This is a genomic window from Paenibacillus sp. FSL R10-2782 (genome assembly GCF_038592985.1).
GTDB classification, from domain to species: domain Bacteria; phylum Bacillota; class Bacilli; order Paenibacillales; family Paenibacillaceae; genus Paenibacillus; species Paenibacillus terrae_C.
In genome coordinates this window covers 5,111,277-5,133,672 of record NZ_CP151951.1, presented here as the reverse complement: position 1 = coordinate 5,133,672, position 22,396 = coordinate 5,111,277, and the positions used below count along the sequence as shown (strand labels likewise).

Annotated in this window: 23 protein-coding genes; 15 read left to right on the top strand and 8 right to left on the bottom strand. The window is 48.8% G+C overall.

Annotation, left to right across the window (positions count from 1 at the left end; translation table 11 throughout):
* Nucleotides 1–15 precede the first annotated feature (15 nt).
* From cobI to NST83_RS23390, 4 genes are read left to right on the top strand one after another with little or no spacing between them, the layout of a single operon-like run.
* Complete coding sequence (cobI, locus tag NST83_RS23405) at nt 16–732, top strand: precorrin-2 C(20)-methyltransferase (RefSeq protein ID WP_283653664.1); 717 nt, start codon at nt 16–18, stop codon at nt 730–732.
* On the top strand, nt 729–1,523 hold the full coding sequence (gene cobM / locus NST83_RS23400; RefSeq protein WP_342415832.1) for a precorrin-4 C(11)-methyltransferase: 795 nt from the start codon (nt 729–731) through the stop codon (nt 1,521–1,523). Before cobI ends, cobM begins: the two co-directional genes overlap by 4 nt.
* Nucleotides 1,516–2,604, top strand: coding sequence for a cobalamin biosynthesis protein (locus NST83_RS23395; protein ID WP_342415831.1), 1,089 nt, complete (start codon nt 1,516–1,518; stop codon nt 2,602–2,604). Before cobM ends, NST83_RS23395 begins: the two co-directional genes overlap by 8 nt.
* The gene (locus NST83_RS23390) at nt 2,597–4,051 is read left to right on the top strand and encodes a cobyrinate a,c-diamide synthase (RefSeq protein ID WP_342415830.1); all 1,455 of its coding nucleotides are present in this window, start codon (nt 2,597–2,599) and stop codon (nt 4,049–4,051) included. Before NST83_RS23395 ends, NST83_RS23390 begins: the two co-directional genes overlap by 8 nt.
* Before the next feature lie 172 nt (nt 4,052–4,223).
* Here NST83_RS23390 and NST83_RS23385 read toward each other — a convergent pair whose 3' ends face one another.
* On the bottom strand, nt 4,224–4,673 hold the full coding sequence (locus NST83_RS23385) for an AbrB/MazE/SpoVT family DNA-binding domain-containing protein (protein WP_137060636.1): 450 nt from the start codon (nt 4,671–4,673) through the stop codon (nt 4,224–4,226).
* A 432-nt stretch (nt 4,674–5,105) separates the two neighbouring features.
* On the opposite strand from NST83_RS23385, the gene NST83_RS23380 reads away from it, so the two are divergent.
* The 8 genes from NST83_RS23380 (at nt 5,106) to NST83_RS23345 (ending at nt 12,944) form a co-directional block, all read left to right on the top strand.
* Nucleotides 5,106–5,744: a ThuA domain-containing protein gene (locus tag NST83_RS23380; RefSeq protein WP_025683072.1), complete on the top strand. Its 639-nt coding sequence runs from the start codon at nt 5,106–5,108 to the stop codon at nt 5,742–5,744.
* A gap of 102 nt (nt 5,745–5,846) precedes the next feature.
* Complete coding sequence (locus NST83_RS23375) at nt 5,847–6,206, top strand: phasin family protein (protein WP_342415829.1); 360 nt, start codon at nt 5,847–5,849, stop codon at nt 6,204–6,206.
* Between the two features lies 1 nt (nt 6,207).
* Nucleotides 6,208–7,878 (top strand): AarF/ABC1/UbiB kinase family protein, encoded by a 1,671-nt coding sequence (locus NST83_RS23370; RefSeq protein ID WP_342418029.1) that lies wholly within the window; start codon nt 6,208–6,210, stop codon nt 7,876–7,878.
* A gap of 403 nt (nt 7,879–8,281) precedes the next feature.
* On the top strand, nt 8,282–9,730 hold the full coding sequence (locus NST83_RS23365) for a SulP family inorganic anion transporter (RefSeq protein WP_342415828.1): 1,449 nt from the start codon (nt 8,282–8,284) through the stop codon (nt 9,728–9,730).
* 220 nt (nt 9,731–9,950) lie between these two features.
* The gene (locus NST83_RS23360; RefSeq protein ID WP_137060632.1) at nt 9,951–10,616 is read left to right on the top strand and encodes an amino acid ABC transporter permease; all 666 of its coding nucleotides are present in this window, start codon (nt 9,951–9,953) and stop codon (nt 10,614–10,616) included.
* The gene (locus NST83_RS23355) at nt 10,597–11,274 is read left to right on the top strand and encodes an amino acid ABC transporter permease (protein ID WP_025683078.1); all 678 of its coding nucleotides are present in this window, start codon (nt 10,597–10,599) and stop codon (nt 11,272–11,274) included. The genes NST83_RS23360 and NST83_RS23355 overlap by 20 nt, the downstream gene beginning before the upstream one ends.
* An 18-nt stretch (nt 11,275–11,292) precedes the next feature.
* The gene (locus tag NST83_RS23350) at nt 11,293–12,048 is read left to right on the top strand and encodes an amino acid ABC transporter ATP-binding protein (protein ID WP_342415827.1); all 756 of its coding nucleotides are present in this window, start codon (nt 11,293–11,295) and stop codon (nt 12,046–12,048) included.
* A gap of 17 nt (nt 12,049–12,065) precedes the next feature.
* Nucleotides 12,066–12,944 (top strand): cysteine ABC transporter substrate-binding protein, encoded by an 879-nt coding sequence (locus NST83_RS23345; RefSeq protein ID WP_342415826.1) that lies wholly within the window; start codon nt 12,066–12,068, stop codon nt 12,942–12,944.
* 141 nt (nt 12,945–13,085) lie between these two features.
* Here NST83_RS23345 and NST83_RS23340 read toward each other — a convergent pair whose 3' ends face one another.
* The gene (locus NST83_RS23340; RefSeq protein WP_342415825.1) at nt 13,086–13,355 is read right to left on the bottom strand and encodes a helix-turn-helix transcriptional regulator; all 270 of its coding nucleotides are present in this window, start codon (nt 13,353–13,355) and stop codon (nt 13,086–13,088) included.
* Nucleotides 13,356–13,581: 226 nt separating this feature from the next.
* Between NST83_RS23340 and NST83_RS23335 the strand changes: the two genes are divergently transcribed.
* Nucleotides 13,582–13,941, top strand: coding sequence for a hypothetical protein (locus NST83_RS23335; protein ID WP_342415824.1), 360 nt, complete (start codon nt 13,582–13,584; stop codon nt 13,939–13,941).
* 400 nt (nt 13,942–14,341) lie between these two features.
* On the opposite strand, the gene NST83_RS23330 is transcribed toward NST83_RS23335, so the two are convergent.
* Together NST83_RS23330 and NST83_RS23325 are read right to left on the bottom strand one after the other, a co-directional pair.
* Nucleotides 14,342–15,574 (bottom strand): PHB depolymerase family esterase, encoded by a 1,233-nt coding sequence (locus NST83_RS23330; RefSeq protein WP_137060627.1) that lies wholly within the window; start codon nt 15,572–15,574, stop codon nt 14,342–14,344.
* A 418-nt stretch (nt 15,575–15,992) separates the two neighbouring features.
* Nucleotides 15,993–16,274, bottom strand: a complete 282-nt coding sequence (locus tag NST83_RS23325) for a hypothetical protein (protein ID WP_342415823.1) — start codon at nt 16,272–16,274, stop codon at nt 15,993–15,995.
* A gap of 231 nt (nt 16,275–16,505) precedes the next feature.
* Between NST83_RS23325 and NST83_RS23320 the strand changes: the two genes are divergently transcribed.
* On the top strand, nt 16,506–18,140 hold the full coding sequence (locus NST83_RS23320) for a DUF6138 family protein (RefSeq protein WP_342415822.1): 1,635 nt from the start codon (nt 16,506–16,508) through the stop codon (nt 18,138–18,140).
* Here NST83_RS23320 and NST83_RS23315 read toward each other — a convergent pair.
* The 4 genes from NST83_RS23315 to NST83_RS23300 all read right to left on the bottom strand — a co-directional run bounded on the left by NST83_RS23315 (nt 18,130) and on the right by NST83_RS23300 (nt 20,292).
* The gene (locus tag NST83_RS23315; RefSeq protein WP_342415821.1) at nt 18,130–18,489 is read right to left on the bottom strand and encodes a hypothetical protein; all 360 of its coding nucleotides are present in this window, start codon (nt 18,487–18,489) and stop codon (nt 18,130–18,132) included. The genes NST83_RS23320 and NST83_RS23315 overlap by 11 nt on opposite strands.
* An 85-nt stretch (nt 18,490–18,574) precedes the next feature.
* The gene (locus NST83_RS23310) at nt 18,575–18,706 is read right to left on the bottom strand and encodes a hypothetical protein (protein WP_342418048.1); all 132 of its coding nucleotides are present in this window, start codon (nt 18,704–18,706) and stop codon (nt 18,575–18,577) included.
* A 121-nt stretch (nt 18,707–18,827) separates the two neighbouring features.
* The gene (locus NST83_RS23305; protein WP_342415820.1) at nt 18,828–19,457 is read right to left on the bottom strand and encodes a hypothetical protein; all 630 of its coding nucleotides are present in this window, start codon (nt 19,455–19,457) and stop codon (nt 18,828–18,830) included.
* A 160-nt stretch (nt 19,458–19,617) separates the two neighbouring features.
* Nucleotides 19,618–20,292, bottom strand: a complete 675-nt coding sequence (locus NST83_RS23300; RefSeq protein ID WP_342415819.1) for an immunity 50 family protein — start codon at nt 20,290–20,292, stop codon at nt 19,618–19,620.
* Between the two features lie 426 nt (nt 20,293–20,718).
* On the opposite strand from NST83_RS23300, the gene NST83_RS23295 reads away from it, so the two are divergent.
* Complete coding sequence (locus tag NST83_RS23295; RefSeq protein WP_342415818.1) at nt 20,719–22,326, top strand: DEAD/DEAH box helicase; 1,608 nt, start codon at nt 20,719–20,721, stop codon at nt 22,324–22,326.
* Nucleotides 22,327–22,396 lie beyond the last annotated feature (70 nt).

The following is a 22,396-nucleotide window of genomic DNA, read 5'->3' as shown; positions in this document are numbered from 1 at the left end:
AGGGGGAGAGACAGCATGAATACGGCGGCAACAGGAACACTTTACGGCGTAGGCGTGGGGCCGGGTGATCCCGAGCTGATTACGGTCAAGGCGTACCGCATGCTTCAAGAATGCGCAGTTGTGGCTTATCCGAAGAAACGTCGGGGAGGCAAATCGTATGCCCATGAAATCGTGGAGCTGTACGTAAACCCGGAGGAAAAAGAAATGCTGGGGCTCATTTTCCCGATGACCAAGGACCCGGTTGTACTGGAACGGGAGTGGAACAAAACGGTGGTTGCCTGCTGGGAGGCTCTGAGTCAAGGCAAGGATGTAGCCTTTGTCACCGAGGGGGACCCGAATTTGTACAGTACTTTTATTCACTTGGCGCGTCTCATGAAGGAGCTTCATCCCGAGGTGCCGATTGTATCCATTCCAGGCATTTCTTCCGTGTTGGGAGCAGCGGCGGCGCTGGAGTTGCCTTTGGCAGACGGAGATCAGCAGGTCGGTATTATTCCCGCTACCCATGATAAAGAAGCGATGAAGCGGGCGATTGAAAATCACGATACGGTCGTGTTCATCAAGGTTGCCAAGGTGCTGGATCTGATTTTGGATGTGCTGGATGAACTGAATCTGGGGGATCGTGCGTCTGTCATTACCAAGGTCACTTCTCCTTATGAAATGGTATGGCGTAACGCACGTGAGCTGCGCGGACAGGAGCTTGAATATTTGAGTCTGATGGTGGTGAGCAAATGAATTTGGAGCCGAAAGTATATATCGTAGGAGCGGGGCCCGGCGATCCCGAGCTGATTACCGTCAAGGGCTCAAGAATTTTACGTACAGCAGATGTGGTTCTGTATACGGATTCACTTGTGAACGACGAGCTGATTGCCACGGCCAAGCCGGCGGCGCAGGTACTGCAAAGCTCAGGCATGGATCTGGAGCGGCAGGTCGAAATTATGAGCGAAGCTGTGCAGGCTGGACGCAGTGTAGCTCGTGTACATACGGGGGACCCGGCAGTGTACGGCGCGATTTTGGAACAAATGGTGCTGCTGAAGCAGCGCGGAGTTGCTTACGAAATCGTGCCGGGTGTCAGCTCAGTCTTCGCTTCTGCTGCCGTGCTTGGCGCAGAGCTGACTGTGCCTGACCTGACGCAGACCGTCATCCTGACGCGTGCCGAAGGCCGCACACCTGTACCGGATCGGGAAAAGCTGCGCGACTTGGCATCCCATCACTGTACAGTGGCGTTGTTCCTTAGTGCAACGTTGGCGAAGAAGGTCGTTGTCGAGTTTCTGGCGGCTGGCTGGAGCGAGGACACACCTGTAGCGGTTGTACAACGTGCAACCTGGCCGGACCAAAAGATCGTGCGCACGACGCTTGCTCAGTTGCCTGCCGATCTGCGCGCAGCGGGAATTACGATGCATGCCATGATTTTGGCAGGCTGGGCGCTCGATCCGGGGCTGGTGGACAAGGACGCGCATCGTTCCAAGCTGTATGATAAGTCGTTCACCCACGGCTACCGGAAGGGAGTGAAGCCTGGTGAGTAATCCATTTGCCGCTGTGGCGATCACGAAGCACGGAGTAGAGATGGTTCGTAATTTAGGAGCCAGCTTTCCGGGAACGGATGTGTATTACATGTCCAAGTTTGAGCGCGGCGACGAGCAGGAGCGCGGCATTCAATTGTTTGAAGGCTCGGTTAAGCTGATTTTGCCGGATTTATTTAAGCAATATAACGGTATTATTTTATTTATTTCCCTCGGTGCGGTCGTCCGTATGATTGCGCCGATTTTGGTGGATAAAAAGGTAGACCCGGCGGTGGTTGTGATTGATGATCGTGGGGAGCATGTCATTAGCGTACTGTCGGGGCATTTGGGCGGTGCCAATGAACTGACCCGTCATGTGGCTTCTGTACTCGGCGCACGCCCGGTAATTACGACTGCATCGGATGTGCAGGGCACGATTCCGGTGGACATGTTCGGTCGGGAATTGGGTTGGGTGGTCGACAGCTTCGACAAGGCAACTCCGGTGAGTGCGGCTGTTGTGAATGAGGAGCCTGTGGCGCTCGTGCAAGAGACAGGCGAACGGAACTGGTGGCGTTATGACAAGCCTGTGCCTGCCCATATCAAGGTATATGGTTCGATGGCAGAAGCTTCACAAGAGCCGTTCAATGCCGCATTGGTCGTTAGCGACCGTCTGCTGGAGACTGAGGAAGAGGAACGGTTTCTGGCTAATGGCGTGCTGTATCGTCCGAAAAGTCTGGTGCTCGGCATCGGCTGTAATCGGGGGACTGCTGTGGAGGAGCTGGAGGCTGGCGTGCTGGACACCTTGAATGAGCTTCGCTTGTCTGTGAAAAGCGTCCGCAATATTGCGACCATTGATCTGAAAAAGGATGAAGAGGGCTTGCTTGCCCTTTGCGCCAAATACGGCTGGGAGCTGGTGACGTACACGCCATCAGAGCTAAACACTGTGAAGCTTCCCGATCCATCGGAAACGGTCTTCAAGTACACAGGAGCGTATGGCGTTAGTGAGCCTTCAGCTCTCTTGTCTTCCGGTGCAGATCATTGGCTGCTGGAGAAGAAGAAAAGCGGTAACATGACCATTTCCGTAGCACGGGTATCTTATGACTGACCGCAATAAGCAGGATGTGCAGACGGATCAAGCCGCTGGCGCGCGGAGAAGCCGTATCGTCGTGGCTGGAACAGGCAGCGGCGCGGGCAAGACGACCGTTACCCTTGGGCTGATGAAAGCTTTTGCCGATAGCGGCCTGCGGGTGCAGGGCTTTAAGTGCGGGCCGGATTATATTGATCCGACCTATCATACCGCCGCGACCGGAACGCCTTCGCGTAATCTCGACTCATGGATGACCTCGCCGGACACGGTGCGTGAAACCTTTATCCGCGCCTCCGAGGGTGCGGATATTTCCGTGATCGAAGGCGTCATGGGGCTGTATGACGGCAAGGACCCGCTCAGCAACACCGGGTCCACCGCCGAAATCGCCATGCTGACGGATAGCCCTGTGCTGCTGGTCGTTGACGTACGCAGTATGGCACGAAGCGCAGCCGCTATTGTACTTGGCTTCCAGCGTCTGGAGCCGAAGCTGCGCATTGCGGGTGTGATCGTGAACCGCTGCGGAAGCCAAGGGCATTACGGCATCGTCAAAAAGGCAATCGAGCAGGAGTGTGGTCTCCCCGTGCTTGGCTGGCTCCAACGCGACGATGGGCTGGACATCCCCGAGCGTCATCTGGGCTTGGTCCCGGCTGTCGAGCGCGGCGAGCTGGAGCCGCTTTTTCAACGGGCAGCAGAGCTAATCCGCACAGGCACGGATTTGGCCGCGCTGCGGGCACTGGCGGACTCGGCTCCGCCGTTGTCTTTGCCAGCGCAGCAGCTATTTGCCTCGGATCGGCTTTCGTCGGAGACACAAGCTGACATTGGAGAACGTCCGATCATTGCCGTTGCCAGAGATGCGGCGTTCAACTTTTACTACCCGGAAAATTTGGATTTGCTGCGTCAGTCGGGAGCGGTACTTTCCTTTTTCAGTCCGCTGGCGGGAGAACGTGTACCTGAGCAGGCAAGCGGCCTATACCTGGGCGGTGGTTTCCCTGAAGAGTTCGCTGCAGATATCGCTGCGAATACGGGCTTTTTGGAAGATATCCGCAACGCGGTGAGCCGGGATATGCCTGTATTCGCCGAATGTGGTGGTTACATGGTACTGGCGCGCACGCTTACAGATCGTTCCGGTACCGTACATGTCATGGCGGGGGTAATACCGTCCGATGTGCGAATGCAGGAAAAGCGGGCCGCGCTCGGATATCGGGAAGCAACTGCATTACAGGATTGTTTGCTGCTGGAAGCCGGTGAGAACATTCGGGGACATGAGTTTCATTATTCCGTGATGGCCTATGATGAATCGGTCTGCCCGTACCCTTATGCCTATCAAACCAAGGGGATGCGCGGGCTCCAGAGCGAAGGCTATGCGAAGGGTAACCTGTTGGCAGCCTACACGCATATTCACCTTGCCTCTCTTCCCAAGGCGGCAGCACGCTGGGTGGAAAAGTGTAGGGCATACGGTCAGTAATCTGCCATCTGGCAACCATCGCAACTGTAGTTCCTAACAGGATAGAAGAACAACTTCATAGGTACGCAAAAAAGGCTGGACCCTTGCTGACAAGGGTCCAGCCTTTCTAAACTTAGACAAGAATCAACCTTACATGACATGGAAGCGTATTCATTACTTTATGGTGATTCGCTCACATGAGCTTCTTCAACTGGGAAATCCTTCCCTGACTCACGCCTAGCATAGAAGCAAGTTGTTTTTGTGAGGATGCTGGATGCTCTTCCATAAGCTCTCGCATTTTTTCCAGAATAACATCTGTACGCTGATAAATCTTTTTCATATGCATATTTTGCTTGATTGGGGCCAAATTGGTTTCTGCCACCGTGACCGGAAGCAAATCTTCCGTTTTCATCGCTGCTGCACATTCGTCGCATATAAACTGGTCTTTAAAATAAGTGTTTGTATCGACCGCACCGCAAAATATGCAATTGGTTGATTTGTACTTACGGAGCATGAGTGTCTGGTCTTCGATAAAAAACTCTAATGGATCGCCGATGTCAATCTCCATCGTCATGCGCAACTCTTTAGGAAGCACAATTCGTCCCAAGCTGTCCAAAGGCCGGGTCATTCCAGTCCTCTTCATTCATGCAACCTCCCCGGTTTTTAAGATTCATAGAATGTATAAGTTTTAAGAAGAGCTTAACAATTCTATAACCGCAAGCATAAACTTCTTACTAAAAAGCGATCCAGCCTTTTTTAGAAAACACATGAACACGCTTTTTTTCTTACGAGTATACCATAAACCGATGAATTCGCCAGTGTTCACGCATATAAATTTTTGGATATGTTTATTCCGATCGAATATATATGCTATAATCTTCTGCTAAAGGATTTAATAGCCCGTTTGTAGAATTATTTATATATGCCGTAGCTCGGATGATGATGGCGGTGTTATGCGCAACGGGTGAGGGCTAGTTGGAATTTTTGAGCCCAGAAACCACACAAATTAAGAAAAAATGACACGGGACATCGCCTTTAAAGTCCTTATATACAGATTAGGCAAGGAGGATTCATCATGGAAAGAAGAAAAGCATTGTTGTTAGGAGATTATACGTATCCGGAGTTTCACCCGCTACAAGGGGTGGACGGAGAGATTAGCCATATTTTACAGGATTGGATGACGGTACAATGCAGCGAAAATCGTAAAATGCTGCTCAAGGAAAACCTGGCCTCTTTTGATTTGTGCATCTCTTACTGCGATAGCCGCAAGGAGGTTCTGTCTCCCCAACAAACAGCAGGGTTGCTGTCCTACGTCAGTGGCGGGGGTGGGCTGCTCGTGCTGCATAACGGAATTACGTTGCAAGGCCGATATGAAATTGCACAGCTCATGGGGGCGCGTTTTTTGCGGCATCCTGCTGCGGGTCAGTTGTCCTTCAAGGTGACGGAGCCGGACCACCCGATTATGGAGGGGATTGAACCGTTTGAGATTGAGGAGGAGCCGTATCGGTTTGATTTTGATCCGTTTACTGAAAAAACACTGTTGATGGAATACGAACACGAGGGCCAATGGTGGCCAGCAGCGTGGTCGTTGTCCTATGGCTTGGGCCGGGTTGTCTACTTGATGCCTGGACACAATCAGCCAAGCTTCCAGCATGAAGGGTATCGAAAGTTGATTCTTCAGGCTGCCAAGTGGGCCGGACGCTTGCCAGGCTAGCATAACTGATGACGTCAAATTAGGGAAGGGGAGCTGCGGACTTTATGCGGTTCCCCTTTTCGGGTTATACTATAGGAAATCACAGGTAGGGGAGGATATATCATGAGCGATTTGTTCAAAAAAGCCATCTCATTGGGATGGGGCCTCACCATTGTCAGCAAAGAAAAGGTGGAAAAAGCCGTCGAGGATCTTGTAAACCGGGGAGAACTTGCACCATCGGAATCCAAAGCGCTGGTTGATCGTCTGATCGAACGAGGCGCAGAGGAACAGGGACAATTCAAAACGGTGATCCGCGAGCAGGTCAGCCGCATTTTGCAGGAGCTGGACGTACCTACTGAAAATGATGTCGCAAGTTTGGAGCAACGTGTGGCATCCCTGGAAAAACAGGTAGCGGAGCTGGAAAAAGAAAAGGCGGCGCTTACGGGTTCGAGCGATGCTGAAGAAGGGAACCAACTGGATTAAAATGGCGGTTCGTATAAAGCACGCCGGTCGTTACCGGGAAATTGCCATGGCGTTGGTGCGTCATGGCTTTGGCTATATGGTGGAGGAAATGGGCCTGTTCCAGCTATTATCGCTGCCCCGTAAGTGGCTGATGAGAGAAACGCCAGAGTCCAAAACGCTGGGCGAACGGATTCGGCTGGTGCTGGAGGATCTGGGGCCTGCGTTTATTAAGCTTGGACAGTTGGCAAGCACGCGCGCAGACCTGTTGCCAGAGCCGATTATCCGTGAGCTGGTCAAGCTTCAGGATCAGGTGCCGCCTTTTTCTGCTGAAACAGCACGCGGCATTTTGGAACAGGAGCTGGACACGTCATTGGAGGATATTATGATCCGTTTTGACGATGTTCCGCTGGCTGCTGCTTCCATTGGTCAGGTGCATCTGGGTAAGCTGCACAGCGGAGAACTGGTCGCCATTAAAATCCAACGCCCCGGCGTGAACCGCATCATTCGTCGGGATCTGGATATTTTGCGGGAGCTGACTGCAATAGCAGTCAAACGCTGGGAATGGGTGGGACGCTATCAGCTTAGCCAGATGGTGGAGGAGCTGGGCAGATCGCTCATTCAGGAACTGGATTACAACCATGAAGCCCGCAATACGGAGAAAATCTCGCTCCAGTTCGAGCAGGACCCGCATATCCAAATTCCGAAAATATATTGGGACCATACCTCTTCACGTGTGTTAACCATGGAGTTTTTGGATGGTACCCATCTGGGCAATCGCGAAGAGCTATTACGTCGTGGATATGATTTGAAAGATCTGGCGCAGCGGCTGGTAAACAGTATGCTGCATCAAATATTTATTGAAGGTTTTTTTCACGCCGATCCTCATCCGGGAAATTTGCTTGTCCTGAAAAATGGCAGTCTTGCTTATTTGGACTTCGGCATGACCGGACGGCTGAGCGAAGAGATGAAGAATCATCTGGCCTCGCTCATTATTGCGCTGATGCGCAAAAATACCGATGCCATGGTTCGGGCAATCGAACGGCTGGGGCTGGTTGAGCCAGATACCGATATGAACGCGCTGCGTGCCGATCTGGATAAGATGCGCGAAGATTACTCGGACGTTCCGTTCTCACAGGTCAGCATCGGGGATGCCCTGAACGACCTGTTCGGCGCAGCACAGCGGCACCGGATCGGACTGCCTTCAGATGTCTTGCTGCTCGGCAAGTCGCTGCTGACGCTGGAAGGGGTCATTGAGCATCTCGACCCTGATCTTAGCATTCTTGCGCTGGCGGAGCCTTTTGGCAACAAGCTGTTAAAGGAGCGCTTTAGCGGCCGTCGTATCCGGGGCAAGCTGCTGGGCGGTGCGACCGAACTGGTGGAGACGCTGATGGAGCTCCCAGGGCAGGCAAGGCATCTGGCTTCGATTATCAGCAAAGGCAAGCTCAAGCTGGAGGTCACCGTGCCGGAGCTGGAAATGCTCTTGCGCAGGCTGGACCAAATCAGTAATCGCCTGTCGTTCAGCATCGTACTGCTGGCGTTCAGCATTATTATGGTCGGCCTGATTATTGGTTCATCGCTGAATCATCAGGCGACTGTGCTGTGGAATGTGCCTGCGATTGAGATTGGCTTTGTCGTCGCTCTCTTAATGGTTGCCTTTTTACTGTATTCTATTTTTAAATCGGGAAGATTTTAGATACATTACGATTATAGCTACCGTTTATTGAAGCGTGCATTGCCTGACTTTGAGAGCATGCTCCAGCATAGCTCCGAAGCGGATAACTCTGACTCCCTAATGGAGCTTGTACAGGAATTGCGAAAATTTCAAATATAAGAAAACGAATCAAACGAAGAAAACAGGCGATATTCCAAGGAAACGCCTATTTTCTTTTTCTAAACAGCCTCTTACCTGACTCGTTTCTGCGAACTCCTTACGTTATAATGATGGACTGAATGTAACGGGTGGGTTCGTGTGAGAGAAACGAACTGAATCATAGGAGAGCCTATGCGATTGGCCGCTGGACGGAGACCCGGAACGACACCGGGCTGCGAGCCAACACGCTGTTCTCTTTTAATATAGGAGGCTGGAAAGATACTGTATGAATCTTAGACAACAATGGTTCGGTAATATCCGGGCCGATATACTTGCGGGCATGACCGTGGCGCTGGCGCTGATCCCGGAGGCGATTGCCTTCTCGATCATTGCCGGTGTCAATCCGATGGTCGGACTGTACGCCTCCATCTCAATGGCAATTGTTATTTCTTTTGCAGGCGGACGTCCGGCGATGATCTCGGCAGCAACCGGGGCTGTAGCGGTATTGGTCGTCGGTTTGGTGAAGGATCATGGCGTGGAATATCTGTTTGCGGCTACTATTTTGGCAGGTATTATTCAGGTGCTGCTGGGTGTTTTGAAAATAGGGCGCTTTATAAGCTTTATTTCCCAACCGGTTATGACCGGGTTTGTGAATGCGCTGGCGATCCTCGTCTTTATGGCGCAGCTCACTCACTTTCACGGAGCCAATTGGATCATGTACGCGATGGTGGCGGCTACATTGCTCATTGTGTATATTTTGCCGAAGTTTGTGAAAAGCATTCCCGCTCCATTGACGGCAATCGTCATCATGACGATCATCACGTATACGCTCGGGTTAAATGTCAAAACCGTAGGCGATATCGGCACGCTGACCAGCTCACTGCCTTCATTTCATTTGCCGCAGATTGAGTGGTCGTTGCATACCTTGTGGATTTTGCTGCCATATTCCTTTACGATGGCGCTGGTGGGACTGCTGGAATCACTGCTGACAGCCAGTATTTTGGATGAAATGACCGAAACGAAAAGCAATAAAAACCGGGAAGCCCGTGGGCAAGGAATTGCCAACTTTGTAAATGGTTTTTTCGGCGGTATGGGTGGCTGTGCCATGATCGGACAATCCGTTATTAATGTTAGCTCGGGAGGCAGAGGGCGTTTGTCCACCTTCACGGCAGGGGTGTTTCTGGCCTTTCTGCTGCTGGTGCTCGGCGGGGTTGTGAAGGAAGTACCGATGGGCGCACTGGTGGGAGTTATGTTTATGGTGTGTATCGGGACAGTGGACTGGAATTCGCTCCGAAATATCGCCAGGGTTCCCAAAGCGGACACATTTATCATGGTTACGACGGTCGTCATTGTGGTGGCTACGCATGATTTGTCCAAGGGTGTTATTGTGGGCGTGCTGCTGAGTGCCCTGCATTTTGGCTGGAAAATGGCTAAAATCCGCATCAGCGCAACAGAGGACGACGATGAAAAGGTGTACCATGTTAGAGGTCCGATGTTTTTCGCTTCGACGACTCATTTTGTCGATCATTTTGAACCTTCGGATGATCCGAAACGCGTGGTGGTGGATTTCAGCCAATCGCATATTTGGGATCATTCTGCGGTAACGGCTATTGGAAAGGTGTTGCAAAAGTACACGAAGTCCGGTAAATTGATTACTCTACGGGGACTAAATGAGGAAAGCCGCTTGATTGTGGAAAAGCTCGGCGGTCCTGTAGTTACGGAGCCACTGGTGTGATAAATCGTATAGAATAAATCAAAGCCTGGAATGGAATTTAACCATTTCAGGCTTTTTTGCATGCATTTCTGAAATGAAATAAAGGTTTTCTTCCTAAATCATAGATAAATATGACAAATTTTTGTCAAAGTATTGACGTAATAATTGGGCTGGAATACAATCATTGTTATTAAACTTACAAAATACATAGGATTAATCGAAAATTGAAAGGTATGTACATATGAATCTAGACTGGGAGTTTATCGTAGAGAGCTTACCACTGTATGGTGAGGCGATGTGGCTTACATTGAAGATTGCTTTTTGGGCCATCCTCTTTTCGCTGATCGTCGGTTTGTTGTGCAGTATTGTGTTGTATTACAAGGTGAAGGGAATTAGCGGCATTATTACAGCGTATATCGAGCTTTCCCGCAATACACCATTGCTGGTACAACTGTATTTTCTGTATTATGGCTTTACCAAAATAGGTCTGCATATGAGTGAAATGACTTGTGCCATCGTCGGTATGACCTTTTTGGGCGGAGGGTATATGGCAGAGGCGTTCCGTGGCGGGATTGAAGCGGTAAGTAAAACTCAGACGGAATCCGGGCTTAGCTTGGGACTGTCCAAGGTGCAACTGGCGCGGTATGTTATTTTGCCACAGGCCTTTGCTATCAGTGTTCCATCGTTGGGTGCGAATGCGATTTTTCTGCTCAAGGAAACCTCCATTGTTGGCGCCATTGCCTTGCTAGATATTATGAATGTGGCAAAAGACCTGATCGGCATGTACTACAAAACGGCGGAATCGCTGATTTTGCTGGTGCTGGCTTATCTTATCCTGCTTTTGCCTTTGTCGATGCTGCTGACATGGGTGGAAAGGAAGGTGCGATATGCAGAATTCGGGAATTAATGTGCTTTTTGAAGGTTCCAATTTTGAGCGTCTGTTAGGTGGATTACTCGTTACGATGGAAATTGCATTTATTTCGATAGTGATCGGCACAGTGCTGGGCATCGTGATGGGGTTATTGCGCACTTTAAAGTCGGGACCGATTCGATTCGTATTACGGTTTTATCTGGAGACGTTTCGTATCATTCCGATTTTGGTTTGGCTGTATGTCGTGTACTTCGGCTTCACGCCTTTGCTGAATGTGAACATTAGCGGGGAGCTAACGGCAATTATCGTGTTTAGCCTATGGGGTGCGGCGGAGATCGGTGACATTGTTCGTGGTGCGCTCGAATCGTTGCCCAAGCATCAAGTGGAATCCGGGCAAGCACTCGGTCTAACGTATGGACAGTTATACCGTCATGTGCTCATTCCTCAGGCGGTGCGCCGAATGCTGCCGGGTTCTATTAATTTGGCAACACGGATGATCAAAACAACATCATTGGTGGTGCTGATTGGCGTGGTAGAGGTGGTAAAGGTCGGACAGCAGATTATTGAGCTTGGCGTAATTAAAGCGCCAGCGGCATCCTTTTGGGTGTACGGCTTTATTTTTATACTATATTTTCTCGTATGCTATCCGTTGTCCAGACTTTCCAAAAGATTCGAACGCAGATGGCAAAATTAGCAGGATGGGGTGAGCGCAATGGCAGAGGCTGTGGAGGTTTTGCTGGAGATTCGAGGGCTTGATAAAAGCTTCGGTGATCGAAAGGTACTCCAACAGATTGATCTGGAGGTAACGAAGGGGGAGGTCGTAGTTGTTCTTGGCCCCTCGGGCTGTGGAAAAAGTACACTTCTGCGATGCCTCAATGGTCTGGAGCCAGTCCAAGGCGGAGAAATTCGATATAGAGGGCAGGATCTTACGGACAACAAAGTGAATTGGCGGGAGATACGGCAGCATATCGGGATGGTATTCCAGAACTATGAGCTGTTTCCCCATATGACCGTCTTGGAAAATATATTGCTAGGCCCGCTTAAAGTGCAGCGGAGAAACAAGCAGGAAGCGCTCAAGCAAGCGGAGCAATTATTGGAACGGATCGGTTTGTTGGATCGCAAGGATGCGTATCCGAGAGAGTTATCAGGCGGACAAAAGCAGCGGATTGCGATTGTACGCGCATTGTGTATGAACCCTGAAATTATGCTCTTTGACGAAGTCACGGCATCCTTGGACCCGGAAATGGTCAGGGAGGTGCTGGATGTGATGCGAGAACTGGCGCGACAGGGAATGACGATGATTATCGTGACGCATGAGATGGGATTCGCCAAGTCGGTGGGGGATCGCATCGTGTTTATGGATCAAGGACAAATATGCGAAATGACCACGCCACAGCAATTTTTTACCCAACCGGAAACAGAGCGTGCCCAGCACTTTCTGGATATATTTCAGTATGAAACTACATAAACAGGGGGATGAATACGATGAAAAAAGGGTTGAAGTTAACGGTATTATTGCTGGCAGTAAGCTTGTTGCTTATCGGAATGACGGGCTGCGCGGGAGCAGGCGGCAATGCCAATGGCAGTTCTGGCTCGGCAAAATTTGCCTCAATTGAGGACATTAAAAAGAACGGCAAAATCCGAATTGGTGTTTTCGCGGATAAGCCACCGTTTGGCTACGTGGATTCGGAAGGGAAGAATCAGGGCTTTGACGTATATATTGCGAAACGATTTGCAAAGGATCTTCTGGGCGATGAGTCCAAGGTAGAGTTCGTGCTGGTGGATGCCGCGAGCCGGGTCGCTTATTTGCAATCCAACAAGGTAGACATCATCATGGCTAACTTTACCGTAACGGACGAGCGTAAAGAAAAGGTCGATTTTTCCAACCCGTACATGAAATTATCCTTTGGCATTGTATCACCGGACAGCGCTCCGATCACTACAATTGATCAATTGAAAAATTCGGATCAGAAGCTGATTGTCGCAAAAGGAACGACGGCTGAGACCTATTTTACGAAAAATTATCCTGACATCAAGTTGCTCAAATTCGATCAATACACGGAAATTTTCTCAGCCCTCAAAGACAAACGTGGCGCTGCCATCGCTAACGATAATACAGAGCTGATCGCCTGGGCGAAAGCCAACCCCGGCTTCACCGTAACCATTCCGGCCTTTGGCGGCCAGGATACCATTGCCCCCGCAGTAGCGAAGGGAAATAAAGAGCTGCTGGACTGGATCAACAACGAGTTGGATACGCTGGGTAAAGAGAACTTTGTCCATCAAGCCTACAAGGACACACTGACCCCTGTTTACGGAGAGGGCTTCACAGACCAATTGGTCGTAGAAGGCGGCAAAGTGGACTGATTGAGGATGCTGTATGTAGAGAAGAGGTTACGGGGCCCGTTTAAGAACGATCTGACGTATTCGCAAAAAGACACTGTATTGGGACAGTGCCTTTTTGTTTTTTTATATTTGTCTACTTTGATATTAATATCACAGACAGAATCAATGCTTCTCAATTTCATCCTCAGGAATGTATTCTACGATATCAGCAAGAGTAATAGTTCGTGTAAATCTCCGTTGGCGGGCAAATTTGTTCAGAGCATCAAGTATGTGGACGAGTGTTTCCAGTTCAAGTCTTTTGGTTTTTCCATTTACCATGTCAATGACGGTAGCCGGACGTATTTTCGCTTCTACGGCCAGTCTGTTACGTGTAATATCAAGTTCTTCCAAGATGTCGCCAAGTTTAAAATGGTATCTATTTTTAACATCCATAATTTGAATTCTCCTCTTGTGTATCTAAAGTATGAATTTGATCGCGTTATAATAAAATAATCACGAAAATCATTGAAGTTTTACTACAGAAGTATTATTATAAAAGTACATTAAATGAACTTCAGAAGTTTTACTATTGTTTTTAAGAATATCTTTTTTAATGAATTGTTAATAGGTCTGCCCTAATGGTAATACTCTAATTTCATAAAGAGGGAGCTAAATTCTAATGAACAAAAGTAATTTTGAAAAAGTAAGTCTCATTCTTGGTCCCTGCGATCTTCCGCATATGTATGAGCTTTTTGAGGGTTATCTGATCAAGGACCGTTACGTCATGATGATCGACAATAGCGTGCTTACCCTTCGACATGTAAAAAAGGAAAGACATCATTCCCATCTATATGTTTACGGCGATACAGGTGGCATCACTCTTGCAAGGCATGTACAACGTGAGGACATAGATGTGATTACTGAATTGGTCGAACGATTGCGCAACATGGATGCATTAAGTTTTCTTACAGACGAACTGTTATGGAATACATGTCGGGAAGATATAGACTTTGATTTAGTTCGGAATAAAGGACTATGAAAAAATGGCGAACGTAAATTCTGATTCGAATTTTTGTTCTCGCTTTACTTATATAATGTAACACAGAAGCGTAAAAGGGTGAAATAAACTCCACCATACGCAAGCTACATATTTACTAATATCCTTTAGGTGCATGCGAGCTTAGAAGCCCGAACAAGGTAACTCGCAGACGAGTTTTGAGAACAATCAAAGCTGCGAAGCGAGCGAGGTAGTAGGTTCAACTTTAACTGCAAATGGCAATACCAGTGTCAAGTTTTTCAGTTCTCCTCATTTCATATTGCACCTGCTCTCCTGATGGTGGTACACAGGAAGGCAGGTGCCTTTTTTTAGATAGAAAAATAGCGCCAGACGGGTATCGAACCGCCTGGCGCTTTATTTTTAGAGGTATACAAACATCATTTTATTTCTTTTGTGCAAATAGCCACTCAATCATATCCTGATTTTGCAAAGCAGGAACCCATGAGAAGTGTCCTACAGGTTTGATAATGCCTGCCTCATATTCAGTAAAATGAATGAGATTTCCGTTTTGCGCTTGAATAGCAGCTACCATTTCTTGCGAGTTTTTAGGACTTACCGTAGTGTCGTCTGCAGCATGGAAGGCCCAAATAGGTACGTTTTTCAACACTTCGACGTGTTTAGGATCAACAGGTGCATACATGTTAACGGCTTTTTCATAGTTGGTCAAACCGGCAATCGGTACACCTGCGGCAAACAAGTCAAGATTTTTCTCCAACAATCTCCACGTTCCCATAGCTCCTTGAGAAATACCAACGATATAGATTCGGTTCGTGTCGATCGGATATTTTAACGCCGTTTCACGTACCAGATCAGCTACAGCGCTGTTGCGCGGCTCATCCGCCCAAATGAATTTATGTTCCAGATCAATCGGGCTTTGTGGAGCGATTACGAAGGAAGGGTGTTTGGCTTGCTGCTCAGGAGAAGCCCAAGTAACAGCACCAGCATTTGCCAGCAGGTTCACTCCGTTTCCGTCACCACGCTCGCCGTTTCCGTGCAGGAACACAACCAGCGGGTAGGTTTTGCCAGACTCTACTTTAGGCTCAAACGTAAAGTAGTTCAGCTTGAAGCCGTCTTTATTTTCAAAGGTGTTTTTTTGAAAATCGTCCACGATAGGTGTAACTTTATCGGTTGCTTTTACAGTCTGTGCAGAGGCAGGAATGACTGCTTTCTTTTGAGTTGCAATGTCTTTCTTCTGACTAATGTAATAATTCAACGTGTTGATGCGGTTGACTGCACTCGTTGCATCGTAAGTAAGGGTACTTGCATTTTTATCTTGCTTATCCAGCTCAATCACGACATATTTACCATGAGTACTGCGGTTGGTAATAGCTCCAGTATCATTGGTATATACACCGGTCACGGTTCTGTCTGTATATACATCATTGAGTACAGATTGCACCTGAAAGCTGGAAGTGGATAAGGATGCCCCGTCAATATTGGTGCTGTATTTCAGTACAACGGCAGAAACGACTTCACCCAAAGGCTGTACCTGAGTAAGCAGGGTAGCCTGTGGTGCTGGTACATCGGATGCTGCGGCAGAGCTGGAGGACGGGAAAACGATCGTGAGCAGGAACACGAAAGATAGTAAAACAAGGGCGAAACGTCTTCTTTGCATGAAATTGATCTCCTTTGGTGTCATTTTTTAAAGCGCTTACACATGCTTGGGATGGTTGACTGTATAATGCTGCATCGATATAAATCAAAAAAAGGCAAACTCCGGGTACATTAATGTACTCGGGTTTTGCCTTTTCAGTAACAATCCCACTTGCAGGATAGCATCTTCATTGGAATTTGACAAGTGAAAGCGCTACAATACTGGTTTTTTTTGGAATATGAAAGGGTATGCCGAAGTTTCTATGCGCAAAATTGCGGATCAGATCGAATATTCGCCAAGTGAAGCATGCTGCACGGCTTGACTTCCCTGCTCCTGAGTTTTGATTTCCCAACAGCAAATTTGAATGATGAATTAATTTCATTCACTATAGATACCTTTTTCAAGGGGTTAAGCTGCTGATGCAGCGACTCCAAAAGGCTTAGCAAAGCCCCAAATCAGAAAGCTGCTCCAACACTGCTTCAATACGGCGTTTATCTTTTTTGAGCATAAGAAGCTGCAAAGAAGCATGAAGCAGGTCTGAGATGTTAGCCCAAGTGTCTGCTTCCAGAGGAAGAAGAAGATCCCGTTGAATCATGATATTCAATGCTTCGGTTGTGATTTTCTGATAAAGCTCGCTATCGGATAGCCATTCAAGCAACTGTTTAGTTGTAGGATGGGAGTGGGCGAAGAGCGTTGCCCAGCCTATCAAGGATTTGCCCAAAATATGCCGTCATTTCATTCGTCCTCCTCTTACTTTAAAACCCGGCAATGCTGCTTCTGCAAGAATGTTAGAATCTTATCACAAACCTTCATTGCTCTCACTTTCTGTTCATAGAGTCCAAAAGTAAATGAGAGATATGCTATAATCAGGAAATAAAATAGTTTTAGATTAGTCTATCTTAATTACGTAGGAACTACAATTTGTGAAGGCATGGAGGAGGAACACATCATAATGGCATCAGGAGTACAAGCACATATAAATCTGATTTTCGAGGCAATTGATAAGGTATACGCTTCTGAGCAAAAACGAATCGCCGAATTCCAGACCAAAAGTGTCCTTCACGAAGGAATTCATGAATACTTAAACGTCATGTGTAACAAGAACGGACTACGGGTAGATATCTATGAGCTATTTGATTGGGACAGTCGTAAACCGGATACGAAGATCCCTGATTTTACGGAGGGTGTAACGCTCCAGCAGGTGCAGGACGAATGGATGCCTGTGATCAGGGAACGGATAGAGACGCTGTTTAAGTCTGAAAAATTTAGTTCCATGTTCTTTCGTTATCGGCTGGAATTTCATCTGGAAGTGGTCTTGGAGAAGCAATCCAGCCATTTTACATTTTCACTTCTAAACGAAGATAAACGACAGCATTTATTAGCCTCTATCCAACAGTTTGTGGAACAGAAGCTGAACCCCGCCACTAAAGCTGTGCCGAAGGAAAAGGATGATTTTTTCTTTGTGAGGCACTTGCTCGATCGTCATTTGTACCCTATAGATGCCGAACGGGTAGGTGACCTTCTGGATCGAATGGATGCAAAAGTGAAGGTGAGCCGAAATCGTGAGGAAGCATGGAGACATCAGCTTAACGGTGACTTGAAGCGTTGGGCCGAAGATGAATTTTTGGCGAGGTATGCGGATCGTGAAAAAAGCTACGGGTTGGATTATACGGTGAAGCCTGATATTCGTCCTTCAGATATTCCTGCACCAGCCATGGAGATGTTCCTGCTCACCGCCATGCGAGTGGGTTCGACCGATGCCGATGCACGGCAGAAATATTTGGAGATCGCTTCACAGCTAGGCTCGGAGCAGGCCGCCCAGTGGCTCAAGAGCGGATCAGGTAGCATTCCAGCGCTATATACTAGCGAGCGTGTCACCTGTAAAGCGAATGATATTTTGCAAACGCTAGAGGTTCACATTCGTTCAGAAGAAGAAGAGAGCTACAGGGAAGCGCTCGTATATGTATGCGATATTTTACAGAAGGGCTTTACCAAGGAATATCGTATGAAGCTCAAGAGCAAGGTGAAAAATATACTGCCTGTGCCCAAGCTGGCTAAATCCGCGCTGCATCGTTTTTTTGCCAATGCACTGGAATATCCCGCACTTTACCCGCTATTGGCTGAATATGCAGATATCGTGATGGAAGAGTTCAAGTGGTACAACGATGTGGAGCCGGGAGAAAAATCGGCGATGCCAGGCACCTATGCGGTGATGGGACTGGGCCTGAAAGGAACAGACTATTTTCCGTGGGTAATTCGCTATATGAAGCTGGTGGACACGGAGCATCAGTCGGTACAGGACGGCTACGCGGCTGTTTTTGCTGAAGCGCATGGACTGACGCCAGACACTATTCCAGTTTGGACGACGATTCTTCTGGCAGGCAACCAAAGTGCCAAACCGTTGAAGTCGTCTGGAATCGAAAGCGTAGAGCAGGCCCAGGTGCTGGTGGAGGAACTTGAAAAGCTGGAGGAGTACGACAAAGAGCTGCTCGTTTACCGAATTTGGGGCGGCGAGAAAAAGCTGAAAAGCAGTCTGAAACAGGCTGATCCTGAGGTAAAAGCACTGCTGGATTCTCTTATTCCATAAAAGCATCGTATTTATGGTAATACTGAAGTCCCTGTGCGATGCGGTGGATGTCCGGCTCGTTGCCGCTGCGGCGTAGCACTTCGATGACATCCTGCACGGTCGCTATCTCCAGCCATGTCTGTGCGTGGTGATCGGGAAGGGAAGCGGGAATACTTTCGTCGCGGTGATTGGTGACGGTGAGACCTGCATCCTCCAGCTCCCATAGTTCTGCCTCCGGAATGATATAATAGGTGGTATTGACAGGATTGCTCTGAAAACGTTCCAGATTGGTGAATACCCATTCATTCATATCCATGTGGCTAACCGCTTGAACTAACGCTTCGAGACTATCAAAGGCTTGTATGCTCACGCTCAGAGATTCCTCCTTCCGATGCCTGCTTATGCTGTAGATTTTGTAATATTTTTAAATGGCCTGGCGCTTCTTCGCATCCTCGTCAGGCCAGCTCTTCCTGAATGATTTCTGTTTTCAGACCTTTGGCGCTTGTCATTGTAATACTAATCGAATCAAAGCCATTTCGCTTGGCCTCTTCAAAATCGCATAGCTTGCCGTTGATCAGCTCAATCAAGCTGACCATCCTCATTCACATCGTCTGAAAATTCATCATCCCAAGTACAGCCCATCCCTCCAAATAAGCAGGTCCCAAACGTTCTGTCATAAGTAGCCCCTTCCTTTCTCACGGTTATTTTTCATATCATGGATAGAGTAACGATTTTATTGTCCTCGTCCACGTCTAATTTTATGGTAATTCCCAGCTTGTCCTTGAACAGTTTACTGATATTGATGTAGTTATCTTTCACAAGACTGCTTGATCTACCAGAGCTGCGAGTCATACCTGTAGTGATAATGGAGCGAACATATGTCTTGTCAAGCCTGCCTTCGGGGTTATAAGTATAGATGACCTGTTCCTGCTGGTTATAATAATGCTGCAACTGACTATAATCGTTGGCGTTCTTATATTTCTTCTCTTGCCGGACGTAATCGGGATGATCCATGGTGTAGTGAATTCTTCCGTCCATAAAAGGATTTTCTTTGGAGGGCTTGAGTTCATATTGTCCATAGGCTAACTGAAACAAGTATTCCAAGCCCGCGCCTTCCGCCTGGTAGTAGAGCTGACGGTCGTCGCCTTTTTTGTCTATAGCGGTAAAGCTGCTGATGACTGGCCAGGCATCATACTTTTCACCCTCCAGGTCCACGGCAACCTTGTACTGTACAAGTACCTTTTCATTTTGGAATAACCCGAAGCTGCTCATGATGAAATAGGCGGGAACACATATTACCCCGATAATAAGTATGAATATAAATATTTTGACTCGCATGAGTAGGTTGATTCTCCTTTGGATGTCGATTATCTTGACAGTTCCCGCTGGGCAGACACGCTCATGTTGCAGCAATTGCTTCAGGGCATGTTGTGCGTAGGGCAGGTGCTTATGTGAGCATAGCAGCGCAAAGGCAGCTTCCTTGACTTATATGTATGCATCACTCTGGATCAGCTACCGAGCCTCCAGTGTATTCATTCAACTCTGCAATCTCCGTACGGATGCCTCTGCACAGGAAGCTGCCTGACAGACCGGTTATTGCATCAATATCAATGACCATGTCCGCTTCTTCATAACGGAAATCAAGCTGTAAAATGATATTTTCCGTTTCCATAGCCGTCAACTCATGTTCCTTTGTTTCTAAAAAAGTAAAGGTCACCGCGTAACGGGATACATTTTCCGTTGAAGACATAGTAAGTAAGGGTTGCTCAGCGGAAGGCGTCAGATCGGGTGATTTGGGTATCAGTACGGTAGGTGGTGATAGTTCAATCGTCAATGTTATCTGGTCCTTTGTGATATCGGCTGCTGTAATGTGGTCATAATGAAAGGGAGGGAAATATCCGAGCTTTTCCACGATTTTATCTGCTCCTTGAATGGAGACGGTCGGTGAGAAAGCCAGTTCAAGCCCGATGGAGCCTGCCAACTGGCTCTCATATTGCGGATTGATCCGTACAAGAGCCTGTTCCGCCCCTACCTCCACAATCGTGCCGATAAAATATTGCTTGCCATGAATCAGAACAATATCATGCGGAACGAACGGCAGTGCGCCCCCTGCTTTGTAATGAATGAGATAATCGTTTTCTATTTTTTCAACGTTTTGAACCTGAATATGCATAAGTTTCAACCTCCTGATGTTTAGTATAATGGATTTTTCAAGGTTGTGGTAAAGAAAAACAAGTCCATGACTGGAAAACATAATTTATGTCTGGGTGTTCTGTTCGAGCATTTCCTATTTCATAATATCTGACATGGCAACTAAATTCACCTTTTGCATCCGTTCATTAAAATGGTTTGGAAACCCGTTCAACTTCGCGTATACTAGGAAAGTCATATATGGAACGGCCTGAGCCGCATTGCGGCCGTATGTTTGGGTTACATGAACAGAATCAACGATAACGGATAAGCTCCCTTCCTGAAAAGGGTTGAATGAGAACCGATACAAAAATGGGAATTCTGAACTATGGAACGATGGATGTCATATGGCACATGAACCTATTTTACGTGACACATATTGAATAAAGATAAGGGAAGTGAATATCACTTGAAGAATTTTGCAGCATTAGGCGTAGAGCAGCATTGGGTAGACGCCTTGAAAGAGCAGGGAATTACAGTACCAACACCTGTGCAACGGGAATCCATTCCGCTGTTGATGGAAGGCCAGGACGTTATTGCCGAGGCGCATACGGGAACAGGTAAAACGCTTGCGTTTTTACTGCCGATTTTGCAAAAAATGAATTTGGACAAGCGCCATCCGCAGGCGCTTGTGATTGCTCCAACGCGTGAGCTGGCGCTCCAGATTACACAGGAAGCGAACGTGTTGGCTGCTACGGAGCCAAGCTTGTCGTTGCTGGCTGTTTATGGAGGCCAGGATGTAGAGCGTCAGCTTCGCAAGCTGAAGGGTGGCGCACAGTTGATTATCGGTACACCCGGACGACTGCTGGATCACCTGAGACGCGGCACGCTGGATCTGAGCGGTGTTAAAATGCTGGTGCTGGATGAAGCGGACCAAATGCTGCACATGGGCTTTCTGAACGATGTAGAGACGATTCTTCAGGAAGTTCCGTACCGGAGACAGACGATGCTGTTCTCGGCTACAATGCCAGCAGGGATCCGCAAACTGGCTCGTGTATATATGAACGAACCCGTGGATGTAAAAGTGAAGTCTGCTTCTTCCGTTCCGGTGACCCAAATCCGTCAGGTCGTTGTACAGACGACGGATCGGGGCAAGCAGCAAGCATTAGTGGATATGCTGAATGCGGATCGTCCGTATTTGGCTGTTATTTTCTGCCGTACGAAGCGCCGCGCTGCTGCGTTAAATGAGCAGTTGCAAGAGATGGGCTTTGAGAGCGGCGAGCTTCACGGGGATTTGTCCCAGAACAAGCGTGAGCAAGTAATGAAGGCGTTCCGTGAAGCGAAGCTTCAATTGCTTGTAGCGACCGATGTAGCCGCACGCGGCCTGGATGTGGAAGGCGTAACGCATGTCTTCAACTATGACATGCCGCAGGATGCCGAAAGCTACATCCACCGCATCGGTCGTACTGGCCGCGCCGGAGGAAAAGGTGTGGCGGTAACGCTCGCCACGCCACGGGATGTTCCAGAGCTTCGGAACATCCAGAAGGTTGCTGGTGTCACATTCACCAGCAGCGAGGGCGGTGGGCAGCGTAGACCTGCTACCGGTACATCTGAGCGGCAGGATGGAGAACGCCGCTCAGGCAGAAACGACCGCCGTTCCTTTGGCGGCAACGGTTCCGGCGGCGGACGCCGGGGCAGCGGCCGTGAACAGGCAGGCCGTGGCCGCACCGAGCGGGAACAGCCGCGCGAAGGACGCTCAGCCTCCGCAGGCGGCGAACGTCGCTCTAGCCGCAGCAGCGAACGCGGCGGATATGACCGCAGCAGCGGCGGTTCTGCTCGCGCAGGCCAAGGTCGCTCCGCAGGGCAAAGCAGCGAACGCAGCGGATATGACCGCAGCAGCGGTGGTTCCGCGCGCGGGGGCCAAGGTCGCTCCGCAGGGCAAAGCAGCGAACGCGGCGGGTATGACCGCAGCAGTGGCGGCTCCGCCCGCGCAGGCCAAGGTGGTCGCGGTGGACAGGCCAAAGGCGGCCCGCGCGGGGCTCAAGGACAGGGGGGCCGTCGCGGACGGTCCAGATAAAGCAAGAGCGTTCTCATAGAACGCTCAACTATGGTTATGATAATAGCCCCGGAGAGGCTCATCTTCCGGG

Coding starts and splice junctions, on each gene's coding strand:
- NST83_RS23390 (WP_342415830.1), top strand. CDS start 2,597: ATGACTGACCGCAATAAGCAGGATGTGCAGACGGATCAAGCCGCTGGC.
- NST83_RS23370 (WP_342418029.1), top strand. CDS start 6,208: ATGGCGGTTCGTATAAAGCACGCCGGTCGTTACCGGGAAATTGCCATG.
- NST83_RS23300 (WP_342415819.1), bottom strand. CDS start 20,292: ATGCATATTCAGGTTCAAAACGTTGAAAAAATAGAAAACGATTATCTC.
- cobM (WP_342415832.1), top strand. CDS start 729: ATGAATTTGGAGCCGAAAGTATATATCGTAGGAGCGGGGCCCGGCGAT.
- NST83_RS23305 (WP_342415820.1), bottom strand. CDS start 19,457: ATGCGAGTCAAAATATTTATATTCATACTTATTATCGGGGTAATATGT.
- NST83_RS23385 (WP_137060636.1), bottom strand. CDS start 4,673: ATGAAGAGGACTGGAATGACCCGGCCTTTGGACAGCTTGGGACGAATT.
- NST83_RS23360 (WP_137060632.1), top strand. CDS start 9,951: ATGAATCTAGACTGGGAGTTTATCGTAGAGAGCTTACCACTGTATGGT.
- NST83_RS23365 (WP_342415828.1), top strand. CDS start 8,282: ATGAATCTTAGACAACAATGGTTCGGTAATATCCGGGCCGATATACTT.
- NST83_RS23380 (WP_025683072.1), top strand. CDS start 5,106: ATGGAAAGAAGAAAAGCATTGTTGTTAGGAGATTATACGTATCCGGAG.
- NST83_RS23375 (WP_342415829.1), top strand. CDS start 5,847: ATGAGCGATTTGTTCAAAAAAGCCATCTCATTGGGATGGGGCCTCACC.
- NST83_RS23330 (WP_137060627.1), bottom strand. CDS start 15,574: ATGCAAAGAAGACGTTTCGCCCTTGTTTTACTATCTTTCGTGTTCCTG.
- NST83_RS23350 (WP_342415827.1), top strand. CDS start 11,293: ATGGCAGAGGCTGTGGAGGTTTTGCTGGAGATTCGAGGGCTTGATAAA.
- cobI (WP_283653664.1), top strand. CDS start 16: ATGAATACGGCGGCAACAGGAACACTTTACGGCGTAGGCGTGGGGCCG.
- NST83_RS23320 (WP_342415822.1), top strand. CDS start 16,506: ATGGCATCAGGAGTACAAGCACATATAAATCTGATTTTCGAGGCAATT.
- NST83_RS23355 (WP_025683078.1), top strand. CDS start 10,597: ATGCAGAATTCGGGAATTAATGTGCTTTTTGAAGGTTCCAATTTTGAG.
- NST83_RS23345 (WP_342415826.1), top strand. CDS start 12,066: ATGAAAAAAGGGTTGAAGTTAACGGTATTATTGCTGGCAGTAAGCTTG.
- NST83_RS23340 (WP_342415825.1), bottom strand. CDS start 13,355: ATGGATGTTAAAAATAGATACCATTTTAAACTTGGCGACATCTTGGAA.
- NST83_RS23335 (WP_342415824.1), top strand. CDS start 13,582: ATGAACAAAAGTAATTTTGAAAAAGTAAGTCTCATTCTTGGTCCCTGC.